The 23,312-nt window shown below is 37.6% G+C and carries 10 protein-coding genes; 6 read left to right on the top strand and 4 right to left on the bottom strand.

Annotated features, from left to right (window positions below; translation table 11 throughout):
• Positions 1-1,770, top strand: coding sequence for a RagB/SusD family nutrient uptake outer membrane protein (locus B0A65_RS18890; protein WP_074663506.1), 1,770 nt, complete (start codon positions 1-3; stop codon positions 1,768-1,770).
• An 86-nt stretch (positions 1,771-1,856) separates the two neighbouring features.
• Here B0A65_RS18890 and B0A65_RS18885 read toward each other — a convergent pair whose 3' ends face one another.
• Positions 1,857-3,176, bottom strand: a complete 1,320-nt coding sequence (locus B0A65_RS18885) for a hypothetical protein (protein ID WP_074663509.1) — start codon at positions 3,174-3,176, stop codon at positions 1,857-1,859.
• A 324-nt stretch (positions 3,177-3,500) separates the two neighbouring features.
• Here B0A65_RS18885 and B0A65_RS18880 point away from each other — a divergent pair, with 324 nt between their 5' ends.
• The 3 genes from B0A65_RS18880 to B0A65_RS18870 all read left to right on the top strand — a co-directional run bounded on the left by B0A65_RS18880 (position 3,501) and on the right by B0A65_RS18870 (position 5,364).
• Positions 3,501-4,151, top strand: coding sequence for an outer membrane beta-barrel protein (locus B0A65_RS18880; RefSeq protein WP_074663513.1), 651 nt, complete (start codon positions 3,501-3,503; stop codon positions 4,149-4,151).
• 44 nt (positions 4,152-4,195) lie between these two features.
• A complete protein-coding gene (locus tag B0A65_RS18875) occupies positions 4,196-4,687 on the top strand; it encodes a hypothetical protein (RefSeq protein WP_074663516.1) in 492 nt (163 codons plus the stop codon).
• A gap of 302 nt (positions 4,688-4,989) precedes the next feature.
• Positions 4,990-5,364: a SpoIIAA family protein gene (locus B0A65_RS18870; RefSeq protein WP_074663519.1), complete on the top strand. Its 375-nt coding sequence runs from the start codon at positions 4,990-4,992 to the stop codon at positions 5,362-5,364.
• Between the two features lie 308 nt (positions 5,365-5,672).
• Here the strand turns inward: B0A65_RS18870 and B0A65_RS18865 are convergent, their stop codons facing one another.
• From B0A65_RS18865 to B0A65_RS18855, 3 genes are read right to left on the bottom strand one after another with little or no spacing between them, the layout of a single operon-like run.
• Entirely contained in the window at positions 5,673-5,942 is a 270-nt protein-coding gene (locus tag B0A65_RS18865; RefSeq protein WP_074663522.1) for a hypothetical protein, read from the bottom strand.
• 36 nt (positions 5,943-5,978) lie between these two features.
• Positions 5,979-6,377: a hypothetical protein gene (locus B0A65_RS18860; RefSeq protein ID WP_074663526.1), complete on the bottom strand. Its 399-nt coding sequence runs from the start codon at positions 6,375-6,377 to the stop codon at positions 5,979-5,981.
• A 14-nt stretch (positions 6,378-6,391) separates the two neighbouring features.
• On the bottom strand, positions 6,392-6,763 hold the full coding sequence (locus B0A65_RS18855) for a hypothetical protein (RefSeq protein WP_074663530.1): 372 nt from the start codon (positions 6,761-6,763) through the stop codon (positions 6,392-6,394).
• Positions 6,764-7,727: 964 nt separating this feature from the next.
• Between B0A65_RS18855 and B0A65_RS18850 the strand changes: the two genes are divergently transcribed.
• Both B0A65_RS18850 and B0A65_RS18845 read left to right on the top strand, forming a co-directional pair.
• Complete coding sequence (locus tag B0A65_RS18850) at positions 7,728-22,655, top strand: PKD domain-containing protein (RefSeq protein ID WP_123890380.1); 14,928 nt, start codon at positions 7,728-7,730, stop codon at positions 22,653-22,655.
• Positions 22,656-22,809: 154 nt separating this feature from the next.
• Positions 22,810-23,312: PorP/SprF family type IX secretion system membrane protein (locus tag B0A65_RS18845; RefSeq protein WP_207556460.1), on the top strand; the 503-nt coding region annotated here is incomplete at its 3' end.

Below are 23,312 nucleotides of genomic sequence, written 5' to 3'. Positions count from 1 at the left end.
ATGAAGACAAATACATTTTTTAATATAAAATTAATCACATTGTTCTCTTTCATCTGGTTGTTTGCCAGCTGTACAGATCTTGACGAAGTTGTTCTGGATGAAGTATTGGGAAACAATGCTTCCAATCCGGCTGGTGCACTTGCGGCCGCTTATGATCGTTTAGGAGACGGAACTTTTGTGGATCACGGAGGCGTTTTTTCTTTGCAGGAATATACTACAGATGAAGCTATCTTGCCAACCCGCGGAAGTGACTGGGGAGATGGAGGAAAATGGAGAGACATGCATGAGTTTACATGGAAATCTGACAATGCCATTGTTGGTGACAACTGGAACAAATTGACAAACGGAATCACACGTTCCTTAACAGCAATTCAATCTGTAGAAGAAAGCTCAATACCGGAGAAAAAATTGTTTTTGGCAGAAGCCAAAGCTCTTTTAGCTTATTATATGTATACTACTTTGGATTTGTACGGACAAGTACCTTACAGAGATCCAATGAACCCGAATGCACCTTTGCAAATTTTAAAAGCCGATACTCAAATAGACAAATTAATTACAGATGTTGAAGCTTTGATTCCTGATTTGGCTCCTATGGGAGAACAACAAACGCACAATGGACGTTTTACAAAAGAAGCAGCTTATGGTTTTTTAAGTACCATGTATTTGAACCGTGCCGTTTTTAAAGACCGTTACAATGCAACATCCAGTTTTAATTTTAGCGAGCCTGCTGTAAGTGGAGGAGGAACAGATATGGATCGTGTTATTTATTATACGTCATTATTAATTAATTCTGGGAAGTATAGTTTAGAAAGCGATTATTTCAAAAACTTTGCGAGAGACAATGACAAAGGAAAGGAGCTTATTTTTGCTATTTCTCAAAAGATAGATTACATCCGTAATGGTTCTAACAGTTTTGCTTATGTATGTATGGAGCGTAATCAGAGAGCGTCTGCGGCTAACAGAGGAACAAATGCTGCCTGTACAACTCCGGAATTTTATGCAACCTGGGACGATAATCACGATGATCCGAGATTTCAACAACACTATCGCTACGCAGATGGTACCTGGTTTATGAATGATGGTACCGATGTAAGTGTACCTGCAACAGATATTGTACCTAAAAGTGCTAATTTACCATGGTTTCACTTTAACAGAGGTATTCAGGCCGGACTTCAATATGGTCCAATATTATTGCCTTCAGGATCTTTAGAAATGGTGGGCGGACGTATTAAAGTTTCTCCATTGTTTATGGAGAAAAGCACGACTACCAGAATGGATTTCACTCCATCATTAACGTTCAAAAATCCGGCTCAGGCTGTTTTTGCCCAGAACGAAATCAATCAGGGAGCGCGTGTTTTTAAATATGAATTTGATCCCGAAGGAGGAAACGGTAACAGTAATGTTGATATTCCGTTGTTTCGTTTAGGAGGTATTTACACTATGAGGGCTGAGGCGTATTTCAGAAAAGGAAGTAACGGACTAGCAATGGAAGATTTAAACAAATTACGTACCAGTAGAAAAAGAGAATCTTTGTATGCAAGTGCTCCGGGAAAAGCACTTACTTCTTTAGATGCGACTCAACTGTATAAAGAAATAGGTTTCGAATTGTATTGGGAACTGTACAGAAGACCACAAATGATCCGTTTTGGAAAATTTGATTTACCGGGAACTGCAAAAGCAGCTTCACAGCCTTTTAGAAGAGTATTCCCAATTCCGCAGTCGACAATTGATGTGACTAAAGAATTCAAACAAAATCAAGGATACAATTAGTTTTGTGTTAGTTTATTTTTATTTATTTTTTTACAAAAAGCCTGTCCCAGAAAGACAGGCTTTTGTTTTTTTCTAAGTGTTTAAATTTAAATAGACGGATTAAAATGAACTTCTTCATATAAGTCCCAAATGCTGCCAGTACTTACAGCTTCCTTCATTTGGGCCATGATAATATTTTCTCCATCGCATCTTAAATTGATCATTCCGTATTTGATTCTGTTAGTGCTGTCAATAGAGCGGGCTAGTTCTGTCGAAAAAACCAGCGGTCTTTTTGATTTTGTATATTTTCCGGCACACCCAATAGCATCGGCTCTTGGGTGAGAATAGGTTTCATTATCGCCTGATGAAATTACGGTCGCGTACGGATTTACCTGATTCATAAATTCGGTTGTAAATTCAGATGCTCCGTGGTGACATGATTTGGCTACATCTACTTCAAACGGATTTGTGTTTTGATAATGCTCCATCAAATGCTCTTCAGCAGGAATGTTTAAATCTCCTCCGTATAAAAACCAACGATTTCCGTAAGTGATCTTCAAAACAAGACTATGTCCGTTTATCGTATGGGCTTCATCATCAAAATATTTGTAAGCCAATTTAGCATTGATTAGCGAAGTCACCGGACCTAAAGCTTCAATTTTGAAATTTTTATTGTTGATTAATTTCTGCGGAATAACACTGGTATGATCCAGACGCTGAAAATTGGCTAATCGTCCCTGAGAAGTAGCATTGTTGACTGCGGCCAGAAACTTCTCCTGCAAATCAAGCATACCGCCTTTTAGCTTTAAGGCATTAAATTCTGCCAAAGTACTAAAGGAAGTTTCGAGAAAGTATTCATTTCCCTGTTTGGATTTCTTTCCTAATTCGGTATTGTATTCCAGCTTTGGAAAATTCACTTTTGCGTTATTGAATTTCGCAATTCCGTTATGATAAATAGTTCCGATGGTATAATGATCATCGTTGATAATATCAATTAAGCCCTGATAATGATCTTTATCAAAATGACTGATAAAGATATAATCCAGATGTACTTTCTTATTTTGATCAAAATAATATTTGTATTGCCATTTGCTCAAATAATGACTTAAGTTATCATTTGGTCCACCGTCAATAATAATCTTCAATCCGTTTTCATCATTTCCCACTTCAATCAAAGCACCATCACCCTGACCAACATCCACATAAAAACATTTTAGGGATGGAGATAACCCAATACAGCTTTTATCAATCCATCCTTCTTTACTAAAGGCATAAATTTTTTGCCAATTGCCATTTTCTTCGGGTAAAATCTTAACAAATGACCCCATTAAAATGGTGTTATTCTTTGATTTTGGTTTTCCGTCTGTTCCAATGCTTTTATACACTTGTGCATAAAGCGCTGTAACTACTTTGTAAACTTCTGCCATGCTAATTATGATTTAAAGTTAATAAGAGCGTACTTTTTTTTGCGGGATAGCTTCAGAATTTAATTGCAAATATATGAAAATCAGGTATATAGATATGTTTTGTTTGTGTTATTGTTTTAAGGGCAATTTTGTTTTTTAGATATTTTGAGAGTTGTTTTGTGTTTTAATGACAAAAAAATAATATGATATATCCATTTTATTGGTTTCAAATTATAAAATGAAACCATTAAAAGGCAATACTTCGGAAATTTATTTTTATTTCTATTTAGCTTTGAAAAACAATTAATAAATCAAGAAAGTTAATCAAACTAAAAATCAAACATTATGAAAAAGTATCACTTATTATTCGCAGTTTTTTTCTTTTCGCTGGCAATGTCAGCTCAAAGTTCAGGATCGTTTTTGCTTAATTTGTATGGAGGTTATACCTTTTCGGATAAGGTAGAATTTGACTCCTCATATGCAAAAGTAGAAGATGGTTTTGAGTATGGTGCAGGATTGGAATATTTCTTTATTGATAACCAATCAATTGAATTAAAATATAACCGACTTGATACACATATGCCTCTATATACATATCTTCCTATACCTGCGGCTGGTATTCCTGCTAATGGTCAGGTTAATGCCGGAAATGATAAAGGGGCGATTAATTATGTATTAGCAGATTACACCTATTATTTCGGATCAAGCGCGTCTAAAGCTATGCCATATTTAGGTGCTGGTGCCGGTATTGCTATTCTTGAAACACCGCAAAGTGGAAGCGGAACTTATTTTGCCTGGGAAATTAAAGCCGGTGTAAAAGTAAAAACCAATTCACCATTATCACTTAATTTTAATGCTTATTTACAATCGATGTCTGCAGCTGTTGGATATGATTATTATTGGGATTACTATTGGGGTCCTGTAGCAGTTAGTGATTATGCATCAACATTTCAATTTGGACTTGGAGTTGCTCTAAGCTACGACTTTAGTAAATAAAAAAACAAGACATTAATTAAATTTCAATCTTACAATATAAAATCATGAAAAAAATATTTTTATTAATTGTCTTAGCTATTACTGCGGGTGGTTATGCACAAACGAGTTCCAGCCTTGCTGATGATGTTGCCGTAATTCAGAGTATTTATGGTAAATCTAAAGCAGATTTAGTCAAACAATATATGAACCTGACTGAACCACAGGCCTCGGCGTTTCAGAAAATTTATGACGAATATGAAACACAACGCAAAGCATTAGGACAAAAGAAAATGCAGTTAATCAAAGATTATGCAGATAGTTATGATAATCTAGATGATACAAAAGCTGCAGAACTAACAGATTCAAATTTGAAAAACAACTTAGATTCTGATAAATTATTATCCAAAACATATAGTAAAGTAAAAAAAGCTGTAGGTGGTCGTAATGCTGCAAAATTTGTTCAGTTAGAGCAATATCTGCAAGTGACCATACGAGGAGAAATTCAGGATTCAATTCCTTTTATCGACGAAATAGATAAATCAAAAATTTCTAAATAAAAAACAAATGCAACTCGTACGAGTTGCATTTGTTTTTTATAGGTGCTGAGGTTCTAAGATACTAAGGTGCTGAGGTTCTAAGGTTCTGAGGTTCTAAGATGCTAAGATGCTAAGGTTCTAAGATTCTAAGATGCTAAGAGAAAAACTTAGAACCTTAGTACCTCAGTACCTTAGTACCTTTCTAAAAGATAGTTATTTTATAAAATACTATTGCAATGATATAATATGGAATACTAGAGTATTGTTATTTTTGATAGAGCTTCACAAAGCATTCAATTAATAATAATTCAAATAAGAATATCATGATACATCAAATTGACACAACTGATAATATAGTCGCTTTTAGAGCATTGGCGGAGGTAACTAAAGATGATTTTCTCAGTGTGGTCATTCCTGCTGTTGAGCATTTAGTAAAGCAAACTAATGAAATTAATTTTTTATTAGTGCTGGATACTGATCTTGAAAATTTTACGGCCGGGGCCTGGCTTGAAGATGCGTTGCTTGGAATAAAACATCTTGGCAAATGGAAAAGAGCTGCTATTATTTCAGATTCAGAAGATATTATTTCGTTTACAAACGGATTTAGTTATGTCGTTCCCGGAGAGTTCCACGGATTCAAAAAAATAGATTTTAATAAAGCCTTAAATTGGGTAGAGGGGAATATTAATTTAGCTTGAGATCAGGTTTTTTTGTTTCAAGTTTCAGGTTTGCTGGGCGTTAAAAAATAGCCACGAATTCACGAATTTTTTTACATCATAGTAAATAAAAAATTCGTGAATTCGTGGCTAACTTTTTAGTATGTTATTTTGTTCCAACAAGACTTGAAACCTGAAACAAAGAAAACCTAAAACAAAAAAATAGCCACGCCTTCATAAATTTTCTACATAACCGTAGGTATTCATAAATTTTCGTGGCTAATTTTATGATCAGATATTCCGTTCCAACAACTTGAAACTTGAAACAAGAAAAACCTGAAACAAAAGTTTTAGTGATTATACTCGATACCACTACTTTCAGTAGCTTCTTTTTTATCCTTTGAAATTTTTGATAGTTTTTTATAGCATGCTGAGGCTAACAAGGGTACTGCAAGACCTCCAACAATAGCTGCTGTTTTATTGTGCCCCACTTTCTTTAATACAGCACCTACAACAAGTGTACTTATACCTGCACAAAGTAAATTCTTAAAAGAAAGTTTTGATGCCGGATTTGGTGTTATTCCGTGTAACAATGGGTCTATGAAGTTTAAATTTTCCATGATTATAATAATTTATTTGTTTGAACTTTTTGTATTTTACGTCGATAGCTTTTCATTATCGGTTTCAATTTCTATTTTTTCAATTTCTACTTTTTCTTTTTTGATCGCTTGTCTTAACAAAGCCAAAAGACTCATGTAGACATTTGCAACAAAAACCAGCGAGAATCCTGCCAAAATATACCCGCGCCAGTCATTTAACAAAAGTTTATAGTCTGTAAAGAATAAACAGGCAATTGTGACATAATGGCTAAAGCAATATTCGCAGGTAAAGAGATAAAAAACTTTTCGTGACAGTAACGTCCGATCATTTTTAGAGTGTTTGACACACCATTCCCGAGGTTCCCGAAATATTTCTTCATGTGTTACGGTCCAACTGATACATGCAATTGGAACTGCCAAAACAAAAAGCCAAATAATTTGGGTTAAAAGATCCATAAATCGATATTTTCTTATTCTCTTGGATGCGTTTCAGGAAAATGTTCTGCATCGAAATCGTCTATTTTGTCCGTGTCGTCGTCTATATGCTCTTCTTCATCTTCGCTCTGACTGTGATCATCGACGTCGTCTGGAACGTATTCAGTATCCTTCTCTTCATCGTTCGTAATTAAACCGTCTTCGTTAATGATTCTTTCTTCGTTTGGAATGTTTTCATTTCGGTTATAGTCATTTGTCTCATGATTGACATCGCCAATAAATTCTCCGTTATAATGTTGCTCATACGGATCTTCGTCTTTTTTATAATTATCATTATCAATAAGAGTTTCCTGATCTATAAAATCTGGATCTGTCTGACCATAATTTTCATTATTATACTTTTCCATGATGTTTAAATTTTAATTATTTTTTGTCTAATGGAAGAAAACTTCCGGGGCTTTTACTTTTTTAAAGGCTTGTATTTTTACAAATTTAGCTTTAGAATCGTTTGAAACCGTTACAGAAAATCAAATGGAATTTCCATAATTATCAGTTTACCCAAAAATTGTATGAATTGATGCGAAGTAGGTAATAGGTGTCTTAAAAAATAACAGAAGGTTAGTTATTTCAGCGGCATCAGCATACGTATGCTCAGTGATGAATTTTTTAGCCTTTTTTGATTATAGGCAACTACTAAATTCTGCTTTCAAAAAAAAGATTCTAAACTATTGTTTGTTTGGTACTTATGAGGAAATAATGTCTTTTTTTAGTATTTCGAAACTGCTCCAAAACGTGTATTTTAATTCCTTCCTTCAATGAAAAAGGATGTTTTTAAAAGAATAATTAAATTGTTAAGTTGTTGATTTTGTAGTTCTTAATTCTTTATTAGAACAGATAAGTAAAACCTGATACAGTGATTTTCCCGTTTTTAAATCATAAAATAAAATTACAAACTCAGATTTGAAAGTTTTTTCGTTTAAAAAACAAGCCAAAAGTTTTATTATTAGGTTGTTATTTCTTAATTTTAACAAAAATAGAGTCTTTTTTTAACTCTTTTTTTATAATTCGCCCCAATCGAATCAATTTTGTATTTTTTATTTAGAATATAAGTTAATGCTTTGTTATGTAATTGATAATAATTGCATTGCCAGAAAAAAAAGATTTTGTTTTAAAAAAATGTGCCCCAGAGTTTTTTTAGAATAATAATATAGTTGTTGCAACCTACATAATTTATAATTTATGGAGTAAAGCAACAATTAATCACTGTTGCATATTTTATTCGCCGCTTACTAATTTTTACATGCAATTGCCCATTTTCCCATTTTACAATAAGCCAAAATAATTTTTTTTTTAAATTTTAACGCCAAGTTTATGAAAATAATTTACTCTTCTATTAATTGCGGAACGATTAAAAATGCATTATTATTTCTACTATTTTTATTGCCGGTCTACATGTTTTCGCAAAACTGTACGGTAAATGCGAATGTAGATAGAAGCTTATGCCCTGGAGGTTTATCATCACTTCCGCCGGATCAATTTGCTTTATTAGGAACTGCAAATTCTGAGAATCCTTACTTGCAAGCTCCTGTATGGACTCAAATTTCTGGAAATGCAGTCAATATAGTCTCACCAAATACAGACCAAACATTAGTTTCTGGTGCTGTTCCCGGAAATACTTACGGATTTAGATTATCTGCCCAATGTGCAGATGGAGCGACTGTTTCAGATGATGTTTATATAACTATTTTGCCAATAACAACTGCCAATGCTGGATTAGACCAAACATATTGTCCGGGCTCTTATGCGTTAAATGGGAATGTGCCTGTTGCTACAGAAAATGGAACGTGGAGCATTCAGGGTGCTAATGATGCCGGAGTCAGTATTGGTAGCCCAAATTCAGCCACTTCAGCAATTACTATTTCTGGAACATCTGCAGGAAGTACCACTTTACGATGGACTATTTCGGCGACTTCAGGTTCTCCAATTTGTGAATCTTATGATGAGGTTGTAATTACAACTTTAGGCGGTGTTCAACCTGTTACGGCAGGATCAGATATTACGCTTTCCAATTGTTATTCATCGACTCAAAATATAAATTTAAACGGTAGTTTTGGCGGTAATAGTCCGGGACAACAACAAGGAACGTGGACAATTGTATCAGGGCCAAATGTGCCAGGTTTTACTAATGCCAATGATAATAATACAAATGTTAGTGGATTAACAGAAGGAACCTATGTTTTTAGATGGACCGTAGCAGGAACTTGTGCCAATGGTTTTGATGAAGTTACAGTTACAGTACCGCCGCCAACAGCTGATGTTACAGATGTAGCAGATGCTACATCATATTATTGTGATGGAAGAACTTCTACTGTTTTGCAGGGAACAGCACCTTTGTATGTAAACGAAACAGTACAATGGACACAAACAGGAGGACCATCTGCCACAATTGTTAATCCTACTTCGCCTTCTACTGTTGTTAACGGTATGACAAGTTTAGGAACTTATACATTTTTATATACCTTAACCAATAGTGCTACCAATTGTGTTAGTACAGGAACATTTATTGTTGTTTTGGAAGAAACAATTTCTGTATCGGGAGGGCCTGATCAGGTATTAGGCTGCGATGTTTCATCAGTAACAATTCCTGTTACTTCAACGGGCGATGGACAAATGAGTTGGCAAATCGTTAGCGGACCTACTGTTAATCCGCTTTTGAATCCTCCTTATCCATCATTTCCAACAGCTTTAGCTAATTTTTCAGGCGGTGGTTTTGAAGTAGATCAATTGATATATTCCGGAACTTATATCGTTAGAATTATAAAAAATCCAAATCCCGGAAGTCAGTGCGAAACCATATATGATGATGTTGCTATAGTAGTATCAGCGCAGCCAACAGGATCGAATGCAGCAACAAGACAGGTTTTACCTTGTAATGATACTGAAGTAAAACTGGCAGGAAATATTCCGACAAAAGGAAAGGGTACATGGTCACAGGTTTTTGGTCCGAACACAGTAGTTTTTGATGATGTTAATGATCCAACAACACTGGCATCGCCATTAGTTAGTGGACGCTATGAATTTCGTTGGACAATCGCTAGCGGTGCTGCTTGTGATGTTTCGCAGAGTATTACTGAAGTAATCGTTTCTAATGCAACGCCAACCATTGCTAATGCAGGAAATGATCAGTCTATTTGTTATGGAGCGCCAGTTCAATTGCAAGGAAATGCTACAATTACCAGCGAAACAGGAACCTGGACCGTTACGCCAAGTGCGGGAATAACTTTTAGCGATGTAAATGATCCCAACGCAATCGCCTCGGGACTTGCAGCAAATACGGTGTATACTTTTACATGGACTATTGTGAATGGTTGCGGAACAACATTAGATACCGTAGAGGTTACAACTAATAATTCTCAAGGTGCCACTGCCACTGCAGGTCCAGACCAATGCGCTGCAACAGGCACTTCATCCATAACATTAGCAGCAAGTGATCCTTCACCGGGAACGGGAGTATGGACAAAAACCGGCGGTGGCGGAGGAACTATAACCAATCCTAACCAATTCAATACGACAGTTACAGGTTTAAGCGATGGAGATTATGTTTTTACATGGACAGTTTCTGCAACAGGGTGTACCGATGCTTCTGATTCGGTAGAAGTTACAATCGCTCCAACCATTACTGTAGCAGATGCAGGACCAGATCAAAACATTTGCGGTAATAGTGCAACCGTTACCGGAAGTACGCCAGCAGCAGGAGAAACTGGATTATGGGAATTTGTGAGTGGGGGAGATGGTCCCGTAATTACAAATCCAACAAGTCCAACCACAACTATTACCGGACTAACATCGGGTTCATGGGTTTACAAATGGACTATTTCAAGAGGGGCATGTGCTGCCTCTACAGATTCCGTACAATTAAATATTAATGAAGCGCCTTCAACAGCAGCTGCAGGACCAGATCAGACAGTTTGTAACCAAACAAGTGTGACGCTTGCTGCAGCGGCTCCAACAGTAGGAATTGGTTTATGGTCGTTAATCTCAGGACCAAATTCACCTGTTTTTTCTGATGTTTCATCACCAACTTCGGGTTTATCAAATTTAATTACTGGAGAATATATTTTAGAATGGACTACCTATAGTGGTTTAAGTTGTCCGGAAAGTAAAGATCAGGTGACTATTAATGTAACGGAGCCAGCTGCGGCCGGATCAGATTATTCAACTTGTTTAGAAGGACCGCTTTATTTAACAGGAAATGATGGTAGTACAGGAACATGGACCTATATTTCAGGGCCAACAACACCAACAATAACAACAACAGGGAATAATAGTGCATCTGTTACTGGTTTAGTTCCGGGTGTTTACATTTTCAGATATACCATTCCGGCCGAAGGATCTTGCCAGGAAACATTTGATGAAATTAGTGTAACTATAAATGGACAAATAGCAACACCTCCAAATGCAGGAACTGATCAGACTTTTTGTGATGCTGGTCCTTTAGCGATACAACTTGCTGCTTCAGCTCCCGACTTGGGAACAAGCGGGTTATGGACAAAATTATCTGGACCAGTAGCTGGAAATTTTATTGATGCTACAAATCCAAATACGATCTTTGCAAATCCGGGTTATGGAATTTATGTTTTCAACTGGACTGTTAGTGCAGGAACTTGTACCAGTTCTGATCAGGTTAGAATTGAGAATGCCCAGCCACCATCTCCAGCAGTTCCGGAAGGTGATAATGCGATTTGTGGTTCGACTACTGAACTTACAGCGACACCACCAACAGTTGGAACCGGAAACTGGGCTCAGGTTTCGGGACCGACAACAGCAACGTTTAGTTCTTTGATTTCACCTGTAACAACCGTTTCTAATTTAACCGTAACCGGAGGTGTGTATGTTTTTAGCTGGACTGTTACTAACGGGCCACTGTGTACGCCAACTACGAATAATGTTACCATAACTGTAACAGCAGATTTGACAGTACCAGATGCAGGACCAGATCAAACGATTTGTGCTTCTGGAAACGCAACTTTAGCAGCGAATGTCATAACAGTTGGAACTGGAGTCTGGTCAATCCTTAGCGGGCCAGTTTTAGGAGGATCTTTTTCTAATACTTCAAGTCCAGCCTCCACATTTACTCCAAATGCAGCCGGAACTTATGTGCTGCGCTGGACTGCGACAAATCTTAGTTGTGCCTTTTTTGATGATATGACTTTAACGGTTGATCCTTTACCATCAACTTCTAATGCAGGAACCCCAATTTCAGTTTGTCAGTTTCAACCTGTAAATTTAAATGGAAATACACCGGCTATTGGAACAGGATTATGGACACAAGTCTCCGGATCAACAACAGCAGTCTTTGCCGATCCAACTTCGCCAACAACTGCAGTTTTAGGCACGCAATCTGGAGTTTATATTTTCAGATGGACGATTTCAAGCGGAAGCTGCCCTTCAAGTTCAAGTGATGTAACGGTAACTATAAACGAATTACCGCCTTTAGCAGATGCAGGTGTCGACCAAACCATTTGTAACACTTCAACAGCCACTTTAGCCGGAAATGATCCGGGAACAGCAACAGGAACATGGACATTTGTTTCAAATGCTGGAAATACCGCTGTTATAACCACTCCAAATCTTTTCAATACAACTGTTACCGGAATTTCAACCGGAACGACAAGATTAAGATGGACTATTTCTAATGGTTCTTGTACACCTTATTCTGATGAAGTTCAAATCACAAAACCATCAGATTTATTGACTTCTCCTTTAACAAGTGATACTACTATTTGTGAGGGTGGAACTTTAACATTAAACACAACTCCGTCAGGAAGTTTGACACCTTATAGCTATCAATGGCAAACCTCAGCAAATGGAATTTCTGGCTGGTTTGATATTTCTGGCCAAACTGCTTCTACTTATACAACAGATAGCGCTTTAACAACTGGCGAATATTATTATAGAGTGAATGTTTCTAATTCATGCACTCAAATCACGAGCACTGTAGCCAAACTGACTATTATTGCAGACCCGGTTGTTACTACGCAACCAATAGGAAATACAATTTGTTCTGGTGAAACCCATACCATGACAGTCGCAGCAACAACTACAAATACAGCTGCAGGCACAATTAATTATCAATGGCAAAGTTCTACAGATGGAACTTCTGGCTGGACCAATGTTTCAGGAGGAAGTGGGGCAACTACAGCTACTTATACAACTGCTGCTTTAACTTCAAATTTATATTTTAGAGCGAGGGTATCACAAACCGGAAGCGCTTGCGAAACTTTCTCAGATCCAGCTTTAGTCACTGTGACAACGATTACTGCCCAACCAACAACTCCTGCACCAATTTGTATTGGAGGTATTGTTACTATCAATATTACGGCTTCTTTAAACGGAGGTTCAGGAACACTGAGTTATCAATGGCAAAGCGATTCTGGTTCCGGTTTTGTGAATGAAAGTAATGCTTCGGCAACGACTCCAAATTTCACATCAGATCCTTTAACTGCTGATACACAATTTAGATGTTTGGTTACTTCATCAACAACTAATTGTACGTTAACTTCAAATATAGTGACTGCAACTGTTGCTCCTGATCCGGCAATTACAGTGCAGCCAGCCTCTGCAATTATTTGTACAGGAGGAAGCACTACTTTATCAGTTACAGCAACGGGAGGTACTCCTGGTTTGAATTACCAATGGTATAGTAGTGCTGATAATGTTTCGTTTACATTAATATCAGGAGCAAATTCAAATACATACACAACTCCGGCACTTACATCAAGCACTTATTACAGAGTAGATGTTTCTGCTACCGGAAATGGTTGTGGCTTAGTAACATCAAATAGTAGTTTAGTAACCGTGATTTCTGATCCGGTAGTTAGTCAACAACCAGTAGGCAGTACAATATGCTCAGGCGCGACACACACAATGAATGTTGTGGCTTCCGGTGATGTTGCTGGTGGAGCATTGGCTTATCAATGGCAGAGTTCTACAACCGGAACTTCAGGTTGGGCAAATGTTTCTGGTGGAACAGGAGCAAATACAGATACTTATACTACCGCAGTATTAACCTCGACTTTATATTATAGAGTGCAGGTTACACAATCTCTTAGTGGTTGTGAAACTTTTTCAGATGCAGCTGCGGTATTTGTAACAACAATTACAGCACAACCCACCGCACCCGCAGCAATTTGTGTGGGAGGAATTGTAAACCTAAGTATTACGGCTTCCTTAAACGGAGGTGCAGGAACATTGAGTTATCAATGGCAAAGTTCTGCTGACGGTTCTACGGGTTGGGCAAATGTTGCAGATGGTTCAGGAGCGACTACAAACGCGTATACATCAGGAGCATTATCTGCGACTACTTTTTATCGCTGTATTGTTACTTCGTCCACTACAAATTGTACTTTAACCTCTAATGCCGTTCAAGCAACAGTTGTTCCTGATCCAACAATTACGGTTCAGCCAATTGGAACAACAATTTGCTCCGGAGGAACTGCTACAGTATCAGTAACCGCTACCAACGGTACACCAAGTTTAACGTATCAATGGTCTAACAGTACAGACAATATTACTTTCACAGACATTTCTGGCGCTACATCAGCAAATTATGTTACACCAGCTTTGACACAAACGACTTATTATAGAGTTGCCGTTTCAGCAAGTGGAAACGGATGTACAACGGTAACGTCTTCTGAAGCTACAATTGTGGTTCTTTCGGATATTTTTATTACAGTACAACCTGTTTTACGTACAAATATTTGTAGTGGTTCAACGGCTACTTTAAATGTGGCAGCAAGTGGAGGTTCAGGGAATTACACCTATCAATGGAGAAATGCTACTGTATTAGCGGGACCTTATACTGATATTTCGGGAGCAACTTCAGCATCTTATACCACTCCGGCTTTAACTCAAAACACGTATTATATTGTTACAGTTTCAGATAATACTCAGGGATGTAATCCTGTAGATTCAAATGTTTCAGCGGTAATTGTTCCGAGCATTACAACACAGCCAACTGTGCCAGCAACCGTCTGTACAGGCGGAACTGTTACATTGACTACAGCCGCTTCCGCAAATGGTGGTTCAGCAACGTTTACTTATCAATGGCAAAGTTCAGCAGATGGCACAACAGGCTGGACAAATGTTTCTGGCGGAACAGGAGGAAGCACAGCAAATTATACATCTGATGCTTTAGCAGCTACTACTTATTTTCGCGCTGTGATAACTTCATCAAATCCTGCTTGTACACTGACAACAAATGTGGTTATGGCAACGGTAATTCCTGATCCGGCAATAACAACACAACCAGCTGGAGGAAATATTTGCGAAGGAGGAACATTTACAATGTCATCTATTGCAAATAGTGGTTCAGGGAATTTCAGTTATCAATGGCAACAATCAATAAATGGAATTACAGGTTGGGGAAATGTGACGAACGGAACAGGAGCGAATACTACTACCTATACTACAGGTGTTGTAACAACAGATACTTATTACAGATTGCAGGTGACAGATTCTGGAATTGGCTGCGGTGTTGTAAATTCTGATCCTGCTAAAGTAGATGTTTTCGAATCTCCAATTATAAATACACAGCCAACTGATAGTGAAGTTTGTATCAATCAGACACATACTTTTACTGTAACTGCTACTGGAAACATTCCGTCAGGAACATTATTATATCAATGGCAAACCTCAGCAGCATTGGCAGGACCGTATGCAGATGTAACAGATGGTAGTGGAGGAACAACATCATCTTATACAACTCCAACCTATGCAACTGGAGGAAATCGATATTTTAGGGTATTAATTTCTCAGTCAGAAGCGGGTTGCGAAACCATTTCTAATGATGTAACATTAAATGTTTTCGATTTGCCAATTGCTCCAACAGGTGTTGTGACGCAACAACCTTCGTGTACAAATGCTACAGGAACAATTGCAATTACAAATCCAGATCTGGGAACAGGTTATGAATATAGTACTGATGGTTCAATTTTTCAGGCTAGTAATATTTTTAGTGGTTTGCCATCTGGCGATGTAGAGATTTACGTGAGACGTATTGGTTTAAATACTTGTATATCTTCTGCTACTACATTTACTATTTTCGATAGAATATGTGCAGCTCCTGAAACTTTTGCTTCGATATCTGGAGATCTTGGAGGAAATACAGGGGCACAAACTATATTAGATAGTGATACTTTAAATGGAGTTATCGTAACTCCATCAGCTGTGAATGTTACGATAAACTCAATCTCAGCTTATCTTACTTTTGATCCGTTAACGAATACTATTTCGGTAGCACCTGCAACCCCGGCAGATGATTATACTTTAAATTATACTATTTGTGAAGTAGCAAATCCATCAAATTGTTCTACAACTACAGAAACGATAAGTGTTACAACAGCCGGAATTGATGCGAGAATTGATATTGTTCCATTTACTGTTGATGGTTATGTCGGAGCTACAAATGTAATCAATGCATTAACTAATGATAGATTGGCCAGTATTCCAGTAAATTTAAATACTGTTAATCTCGCAGTAATTAATCCTGCAACACCAATTGCGCCTAGCCTTACTGCACCGGAATTGGATATTACAACAGGAAATGTTAATGTACCGGCCGGAACTGCAAAAGGAAATTATAAAATTGATTACAGAATTTGCGAAATTATTAATGCAGCAGATCCTGCAGATCCTATAAATTTTACAAATTGTGATACCGCAAGTATTATAGTTCAGGTTGGAACAACAAATATTGATGCAGATGATGATAGCATAGCAAACATAAATGGTTATGTTGGTCAGGTTAATGTTATCAATGCTTTGGATAATGATACTTTAAATGGAATTGGAATAACGTCAGCAAATATCAATGAAATAACCGTAACAGAAGAAAATCCGGCTACTCCGTTATATCCTGGTGCAAATGTTCCAACGTTTAGTCCTTCAACAGGATGGGTAACGGTTCCGGCAGAAACTCCGGCTGGTCCTTATATTATAACTTATCATATTTGTGAAAAGCTAAATCCAACAAATTGTTCAGATGCAAGTATTGGTATTGTCGTTGCTGCAGCACCAATAGTTGCAAATGACGATGTGGTCAATAATGTAAACGGTTATAACGGAGCTGTAAATGTTATCAATGCCTATGTTAACCCAGCAGGAGCAGATACATTTAATGGTGATGTAATAAATATTAATTTGGCTGGAGTATTAACAGGTAGTATTCTGAGTGCGGCTACTCCAATAAATGGAGGTCCTGTTCCGGAATTAATACTCGCATCGGGAAGAGTTAATGTTCCATCCGGAACACCGGCAGGACAATATCAGATTAAATACAGAATATGCGAAAATTTAAATACTCCAAATTCTAATTTACCAACTGGAGGTAATTGCGATGATGCCATTATTATTATTAATGTAATAGCACCGCTAATTATTGCAAATGATGATTCCGCAGCAGGCATAAACGGTTATGCAGGTGCAACAAATGTGCTAAATGCTTATGATAATGATTTATTAAATGGAGGAGCACTAGATCTTAGTGAAATTACAACAACAGTTACCTCATTCCCAAGCTCAATAGGAGGAGGTTCAGTTCCAACTTTTGATATTGCAACAGGTTTTATAGATGTTCCTGCAGGAACTCCCGCAGGCGAGTATAAATTTGTTTACAAAATTTGTGAAAACCTTAATGCAAGCAATTGTGATGATGCAACGATAACAATTACCGTTGTTCCTGCACAAATTATTGCAGAAGATGATATTCCTTTTGCTTCTGTGAATGGATTTGTTGGAAATCCTAGCGCTATAAATGCTTTGGATAATGATACTTTAGACGGAGTTTTAGTAAATCCTGCTGAAGTTGAGATAAATATTTTAACACTGGCAATTCCGATTAATGGAAGTCCAGTTCCAATTTTAGATGCTTCAACCGGAAATGTCAGCGTTCCGGCGGGTACACCAGCAGGAACTTATTTTATTACATATCGTTTAAGTGAGTTACTAAATCCTAGTAATAATGATACGGCAATAATTACTATAGAAGTTGTTGCTCCGCTAATTGAAGCTAATGACGATACAGTCGCAAATATTAATGGTTATGTAACAACTGCAAATGCTATAAATGTTTTAACAAATGATAGACTTAATGGAGTTGCAACAAACATAAATCAGGTAACAGTTACCGTAGATACTCCAGCCACTTCAATAAATGGCGGACTAGTTCCGGTATTGATACCTTTAACTGGTACTGTGGGTGTTCCGACAGGAACTCCGGCGGGTGACTATGAAATTAAATATCATATTTGTGAAAAACTGAATCCAGCGAACTGTGATGATGCAACCGTATTTGTTAATGTAGTTGGAGCGCCTATTGATGCTGTAAATGATACAGCAAATAATATTAATGGTTTTGTGGGAGCGACAAACGTTGTCAATGCCTTAACGAATGATACGTTAAATGGAGTTGCTGTGATTCCTTCACAAGTAACCATTAGTAATATAATTCCTGCGCTTGCTATTAATGGCGGAGCAATTCCTGTTTTAAATCCTGCAACTGGCAACGTAAGTGTTCCGGCAGGAACTAGCGCAGGAACCTATACGATTACCTATACTTTAAATGAAAACCTGAATACAGCTAATCTGGACACAGCAGAAATAACTATTATTGTTACTGCGCCAACTATTATTGCAAATAACGATTCAGTTAGTAATATAAACGGATTTGTTGGTGCCAATAATGTGATAAACGCTATTACAAATGATAGGCTAAATGGCATGGATATTCAGTTGAATGCAATCGCTATTACATCATTGACAACGACTCCGCCACCGTCGCCACCTTATGTTTTAGGAAATCCGGTTCCGGTACTAAATGTCACTACAGGAAATGTCGACGTACCAGCTGGAACATCAGCTGGAACATACACTATTCATTATAGAATATGTGAAAAACTGAATCCATCAAATTGCAGTGAGGCCGATATTGTCATCAATGTTTTAGCCACAGGAATTATCGCTAAGGATGATTTTGTACAGGATATTAATGGATACAGAGGAGGAAACAATGTAATAAATGCCTTGACAAATGATTTATTAAATGGGGCAGCTGTTTCATTCCTTCAGGTTAATATTCGTCATATTGGTACTATAGTGCCTTTAACTTCAATTAACGGAAACGTTCCGGTATTGAATACTATTACAGGAAATGTGGATGTTCCGTTGTTGACATCATCAGGAACTTATATCATTCAATATGAGATCTGCGAAAAATTAAATCCAACTAATTGTAGTACTGCTTCCATTTATGTTGTGGTAGACCGACCACAAATTTTAGCAGAAGATGATTTAATTACTAACATTGATGGTTATCGAGGTGCACCAGAAGTATTGAATGCTTTGACAAATAATGATCGATATGATGGATCACTTTTAACTGACATTGAATTGGTAAGAAGAGAAGTAACATCTCCTGCAACTCCTATCAATGGAGGAGTAGTTCCTTTCTTGTTTCCTGGAACCGGACTAGTGACTATTCCACAACGTACTCCGGCAGGAACATATCAAATTAAATATATAATCTGCGACAGGTTAAATCCTTTAAATTGTGATGAAGCCACAATTACTATTCTTGTAGTGGTACCACCAATTGTAGCAAATGATGATTTTGTAGATAATATAAACGGAAATACAGGAGCAAACAATGTATTGAATGCCTACAATAATGATACTTTGGACGGATTGCCAATGGACTTTTTAGATTTCAAAGGAACATTAATTACACCTGCAAGCTCATTAAATGGATCCCCGGTTCCGGTATTTAATGAACTAACAGGAAATGTAGATGTTCCAGCTGGTACCCATGCGGGAACATATTTCATTGCGTATCAGATTTGTGGAAGATTAAATTCAACCAATTGTGATCAGGCTGTAATTACAGTAAGAGTTGTTCCGGCACCAATTGATGCAGTTGATGATACTGCAACCGGAATAAATGGTTTTGTTGGAACCACAAATGCAATCAATGCTTTGGATAATGATACGTTAAATGGCGTCTTGGTAAATCCGGCAGATGTATTGATTACAAACGTTGTTCCTGCCACACCAATAAGCGGAGGCACAATACCAATACTGGATGCCGCTACAGGTATTGTTAGTGTTCCGGCCGGAACCACTGCGGGTACCTACATTACAACATACAGATTGAGAGAAGCCACAACTTTGTTAAACTACGATGATGCCACTATAACCATTGTAGTTGTTGCGCCGGCCATTGTAGCAAATGATGATACGCTAACTAATGTTAACGGTTATGTCGCTACAAACAACGCAATTGACGTTTTAACAAATGATACGCTTAACGGTGCTGCAACGAGTCTGAGTAATGTTAAAGTTACTGTTGATACACCAGCAACAGCTATCAACGGAGGCCCTGTTCCTATATTAGAACCACTTACAGGAAAAGTGAGTATTCTTGCAGGAACTCCGGCAGGTGATTATCAGATTAAATACCATATCTGCGAGAATTTAAACCCAACGAATTGTAATGATGCAACAGTTTTCATTACGGTTGTTGGACCACCAATTGTTGCCGTTGATGATACTGCTTCAAATGTTAATGGATATGTAGGTGCAACAAATGTTGTAAACGCATTAACAAATGATACATTAAATGGAAGTGTCGTTCAGGTATCTCAAATAAATATTACGTCACTGAGCACAGCAACTCCGGCGGGTTATGTGGCAGGAAATCCGATTCCGGCATTGAATGTTGTAAACGGAAATGTTGATGTACCTCCGGGAACTTCTGACGGAACCTATACTATTCATTATAGTATTTGCGAAAAACTGAATTCTTCAAATTGTGACGAAGCAGATATCGTAATTGAGGTATCGGCTGCTACCATTATTGCCAGAGATGATGTTGAGGTAAATGTAAATGGTTACGTTGGTTCAGAAAATCTATTGAATGTTTTGGCTAATGATTCGTTTAATGATTCTTCAATAAATGCTAAAAAAGCGAAAGTAACTGCAATTAACATCAGTCAGATAACCATAACTATTTTAGCACCGGCAAATCCTATTAGCGGAAGTCCAAACGTTCCGGTTTTAGATCCTGCTACCGGAATTGTTAGTGTTCCGCCACAAACTCCTGCGGGATTATATACCATTCAATACCGAATTGCAGAGAATTTAAATCCTTCAAATTTTGATGATGCGACTATATTTATTACGGTTAGAGCAACAGCAATTGAGGCGAATAATGATACTGTACTAAACATTAATGGTTTTAATGGTCAGGCCAATGTTGTAAATGCAATTACCAACGATAATCTAAATGGAGTGGCTGCGCAATTGGCAGAAATTACTATTGCAGTGGTAACACCGGCAACCCCAATTAATGCCGGACCAGTACCAACATTAGATATTGTTTCAGGAAATGTAAGTGTTCCGGCAGGCACGCCAAGCGGAACGTACACGATTCGTTACTCCATTTGCGAGAATTTAAATCCAACAAATTGCAGTCAGGCTGATATTATTGTAACCGTTATTTCAGGACCAATAATCGCTAATGATGATGCAGCAACCGGAATTAATGGTCTAGATGGAGCTGCCAATGTTGTCAATGTTTTAACAAACGATTTGCTTGATAATGCGGCACCAACTTTATCTCAGGTTAAAATAACGGTATTGTCACCGGCAGACCCAATTTCAGGAGGAAGAGTACCTGTCTTAAACGCGTCAACGGGATTAGTAAGTGTTCCGGCTGGTACATCTTCAGGAATATATACTATAGTGTATTCAATCTGCGAGAATCTGAATGCTGTAAATTGTGATCAGGCCGTTATTAAAATTTCGGTTTCACAACCTGGAATAACATTGGTTAAACGAGGTGTTTTCTCTGATACCAATGGAGATGGTTACGCACAACCTGGAGAATTGATTCGCTATTCTTTCCGCATCACAAATACGGGAGCAATAGATCTTACTAATGTAACAGTTACAGATCCAAAAGCAACCATCGTTGGAACTCCAATTGCAAGCTTGCAGATAGGTCAGTTTAATACAACCAATTACACAGGAACTTATGTGCTAACACAGGCCGATATCAATACAGGATTTGTAGTAAATCAGGCTGTAGTGAGAGCACAACCTACCGTAGGAACAGCCATTCAGGATTTATCTGATAGTGATGATCCAACGCTAATTGGTAATGATGACCCAACTGTTACGCCAGTAATTCAGTTTAAAGATATTACGCTGATAAAAGGCGGACAATTGACAGGTACAGGCGGTGTTGGTTCAATTATTAATTATAGTTTTAGAGTAAAAAATACAGGAAATGTACCTCTTACAAATGTGGTTATAACAGATCCTATGCTAACGACCACTTCAATTCCGGTTACACCAGGTACATTAGCACCGGGTGCTACAGGAACTGCAACGGCAGCTTATACAGTAAAAGCATCAGATGTTGCCAATGGAGCAGTTATTAATACTGCGCTTGCCATTGGAGATGATCCTGCAGGAAATCCTGTAACAGATGTTTCAGATAGCACTGATCCAACTTTAACCGGAGATGATGATCCAACGGTTATCGATTTAACCTTAAGACCTTCAATTGCGCTTGTTAAAACGGCAGTATTTAATGATGAAAATAAAAATGGTTATGCCGAAATAGGAGAGACCGTAACGTATCATTTTGCCGTTACCAATACCGGAAATGTTGTTTTAGTAAACATTGTTGTAAAAGATCCTAAACCAGGTCTCACTATCACTGGAGGGCCAATTATTTTGAGACAGGGAGAAACCAATACTACTGCTTTTGTTGGAACTTATGTTCTGACAGCTGCGGATATTGATGCCGGACTTGTAGAAAATCAGGCTGAGGTTACGGCCGTTAGCCCGGATGGATTAACAGCAAAAGATCTTTCTGACGATAATTCTAATTTAGAAGATGATCCTACCATTCTTCCATTAAATGCTTGTAAAGTCACTATTTACAATGCTGTTTCTCCTGATGGTGATGGTAAAAACGAAATCTTCAAAATTGACGGAATCGAATGTTATGCTAACGCTTATGTTCAAATTTACGATCGTTGGGGAGTTCTGGTGTACGATGCTTATAACTACGATAACAATGCCGTAGCGTTTAGAGGTATTTCTGAAGGAAGAGCAACTGTTGCCAAACAAAAAGGACTGCCAGACGGAACGTATTTTTATGTGATTACGTATACCACTTATTTGAATGAACCAGTGAGTAAAACTGGATATTTGTATCTGTCAGGAAATAATTAATTGGAATATTGAGGCTGTCTCACACCAAGTGTGAAATGGCCTCATTTTTATTAGGACATCCTATCAGAATATTAATCTCAAATGGTTCAATTTTCTAAAGACTTGTTTTTGGTTTTGAATTCCGCAATATTCATTGAATAATAAAATATCTACTATGAGAACAAAATTATTTTCCTTCGTCATAATGTTTGTTACAATTGCAGGTTTTGCACAGCAGGACGCCCAATTTACACAATACATGTACAACACTATAAATATTAACCCTGCATATGCAGGTTCTCGTGGAGCTTTAAGTGTTTTTGGTTTATACCGTACACAGTGGGTTGGACTTGATGGAGCTCCTGAAACCAGCAGTTTTTCAATCAATACCCCCATAAACAATAGCAATCTGGGAATTGGGGCTTCGCTTGTAAATGATAAAATCGGGCCAACTAATGAGAACAATATCTCCGTTGACCTTTCTTATACGATTCAGACATCGGCAAATTTCAAACTTTCTTTTGGTATTAAAGGAACGGCCAATATCTTCAATCTGGATGTAAGCAAACTGAATCCCGAAATTGCAGGAGATCCACAATTTCAGGATCTGGACAATAAATTTTCGCCAAATGTGGGAGCTGGAGTTTACTGGCATTCCGATAAAGCATACATTGGTTT

It is taken from the genome of Flavobacterium frigidimaris (assembly GCF_002217275.1).
In the GTDB taxonomy this organism is placed as follows: domain Bacteria; phylum Bacteroidota; class Bacteroidia; order Flavobacteriales; family Flavobacteriaceae; genus Flavobacterium; species Flavobacterium aquidurense.
The sequence above is the reverse complement of the archived record's forward strand: the minus strand, read 5'-3'. Positions and strand labels throughout refer to the sequence as shown.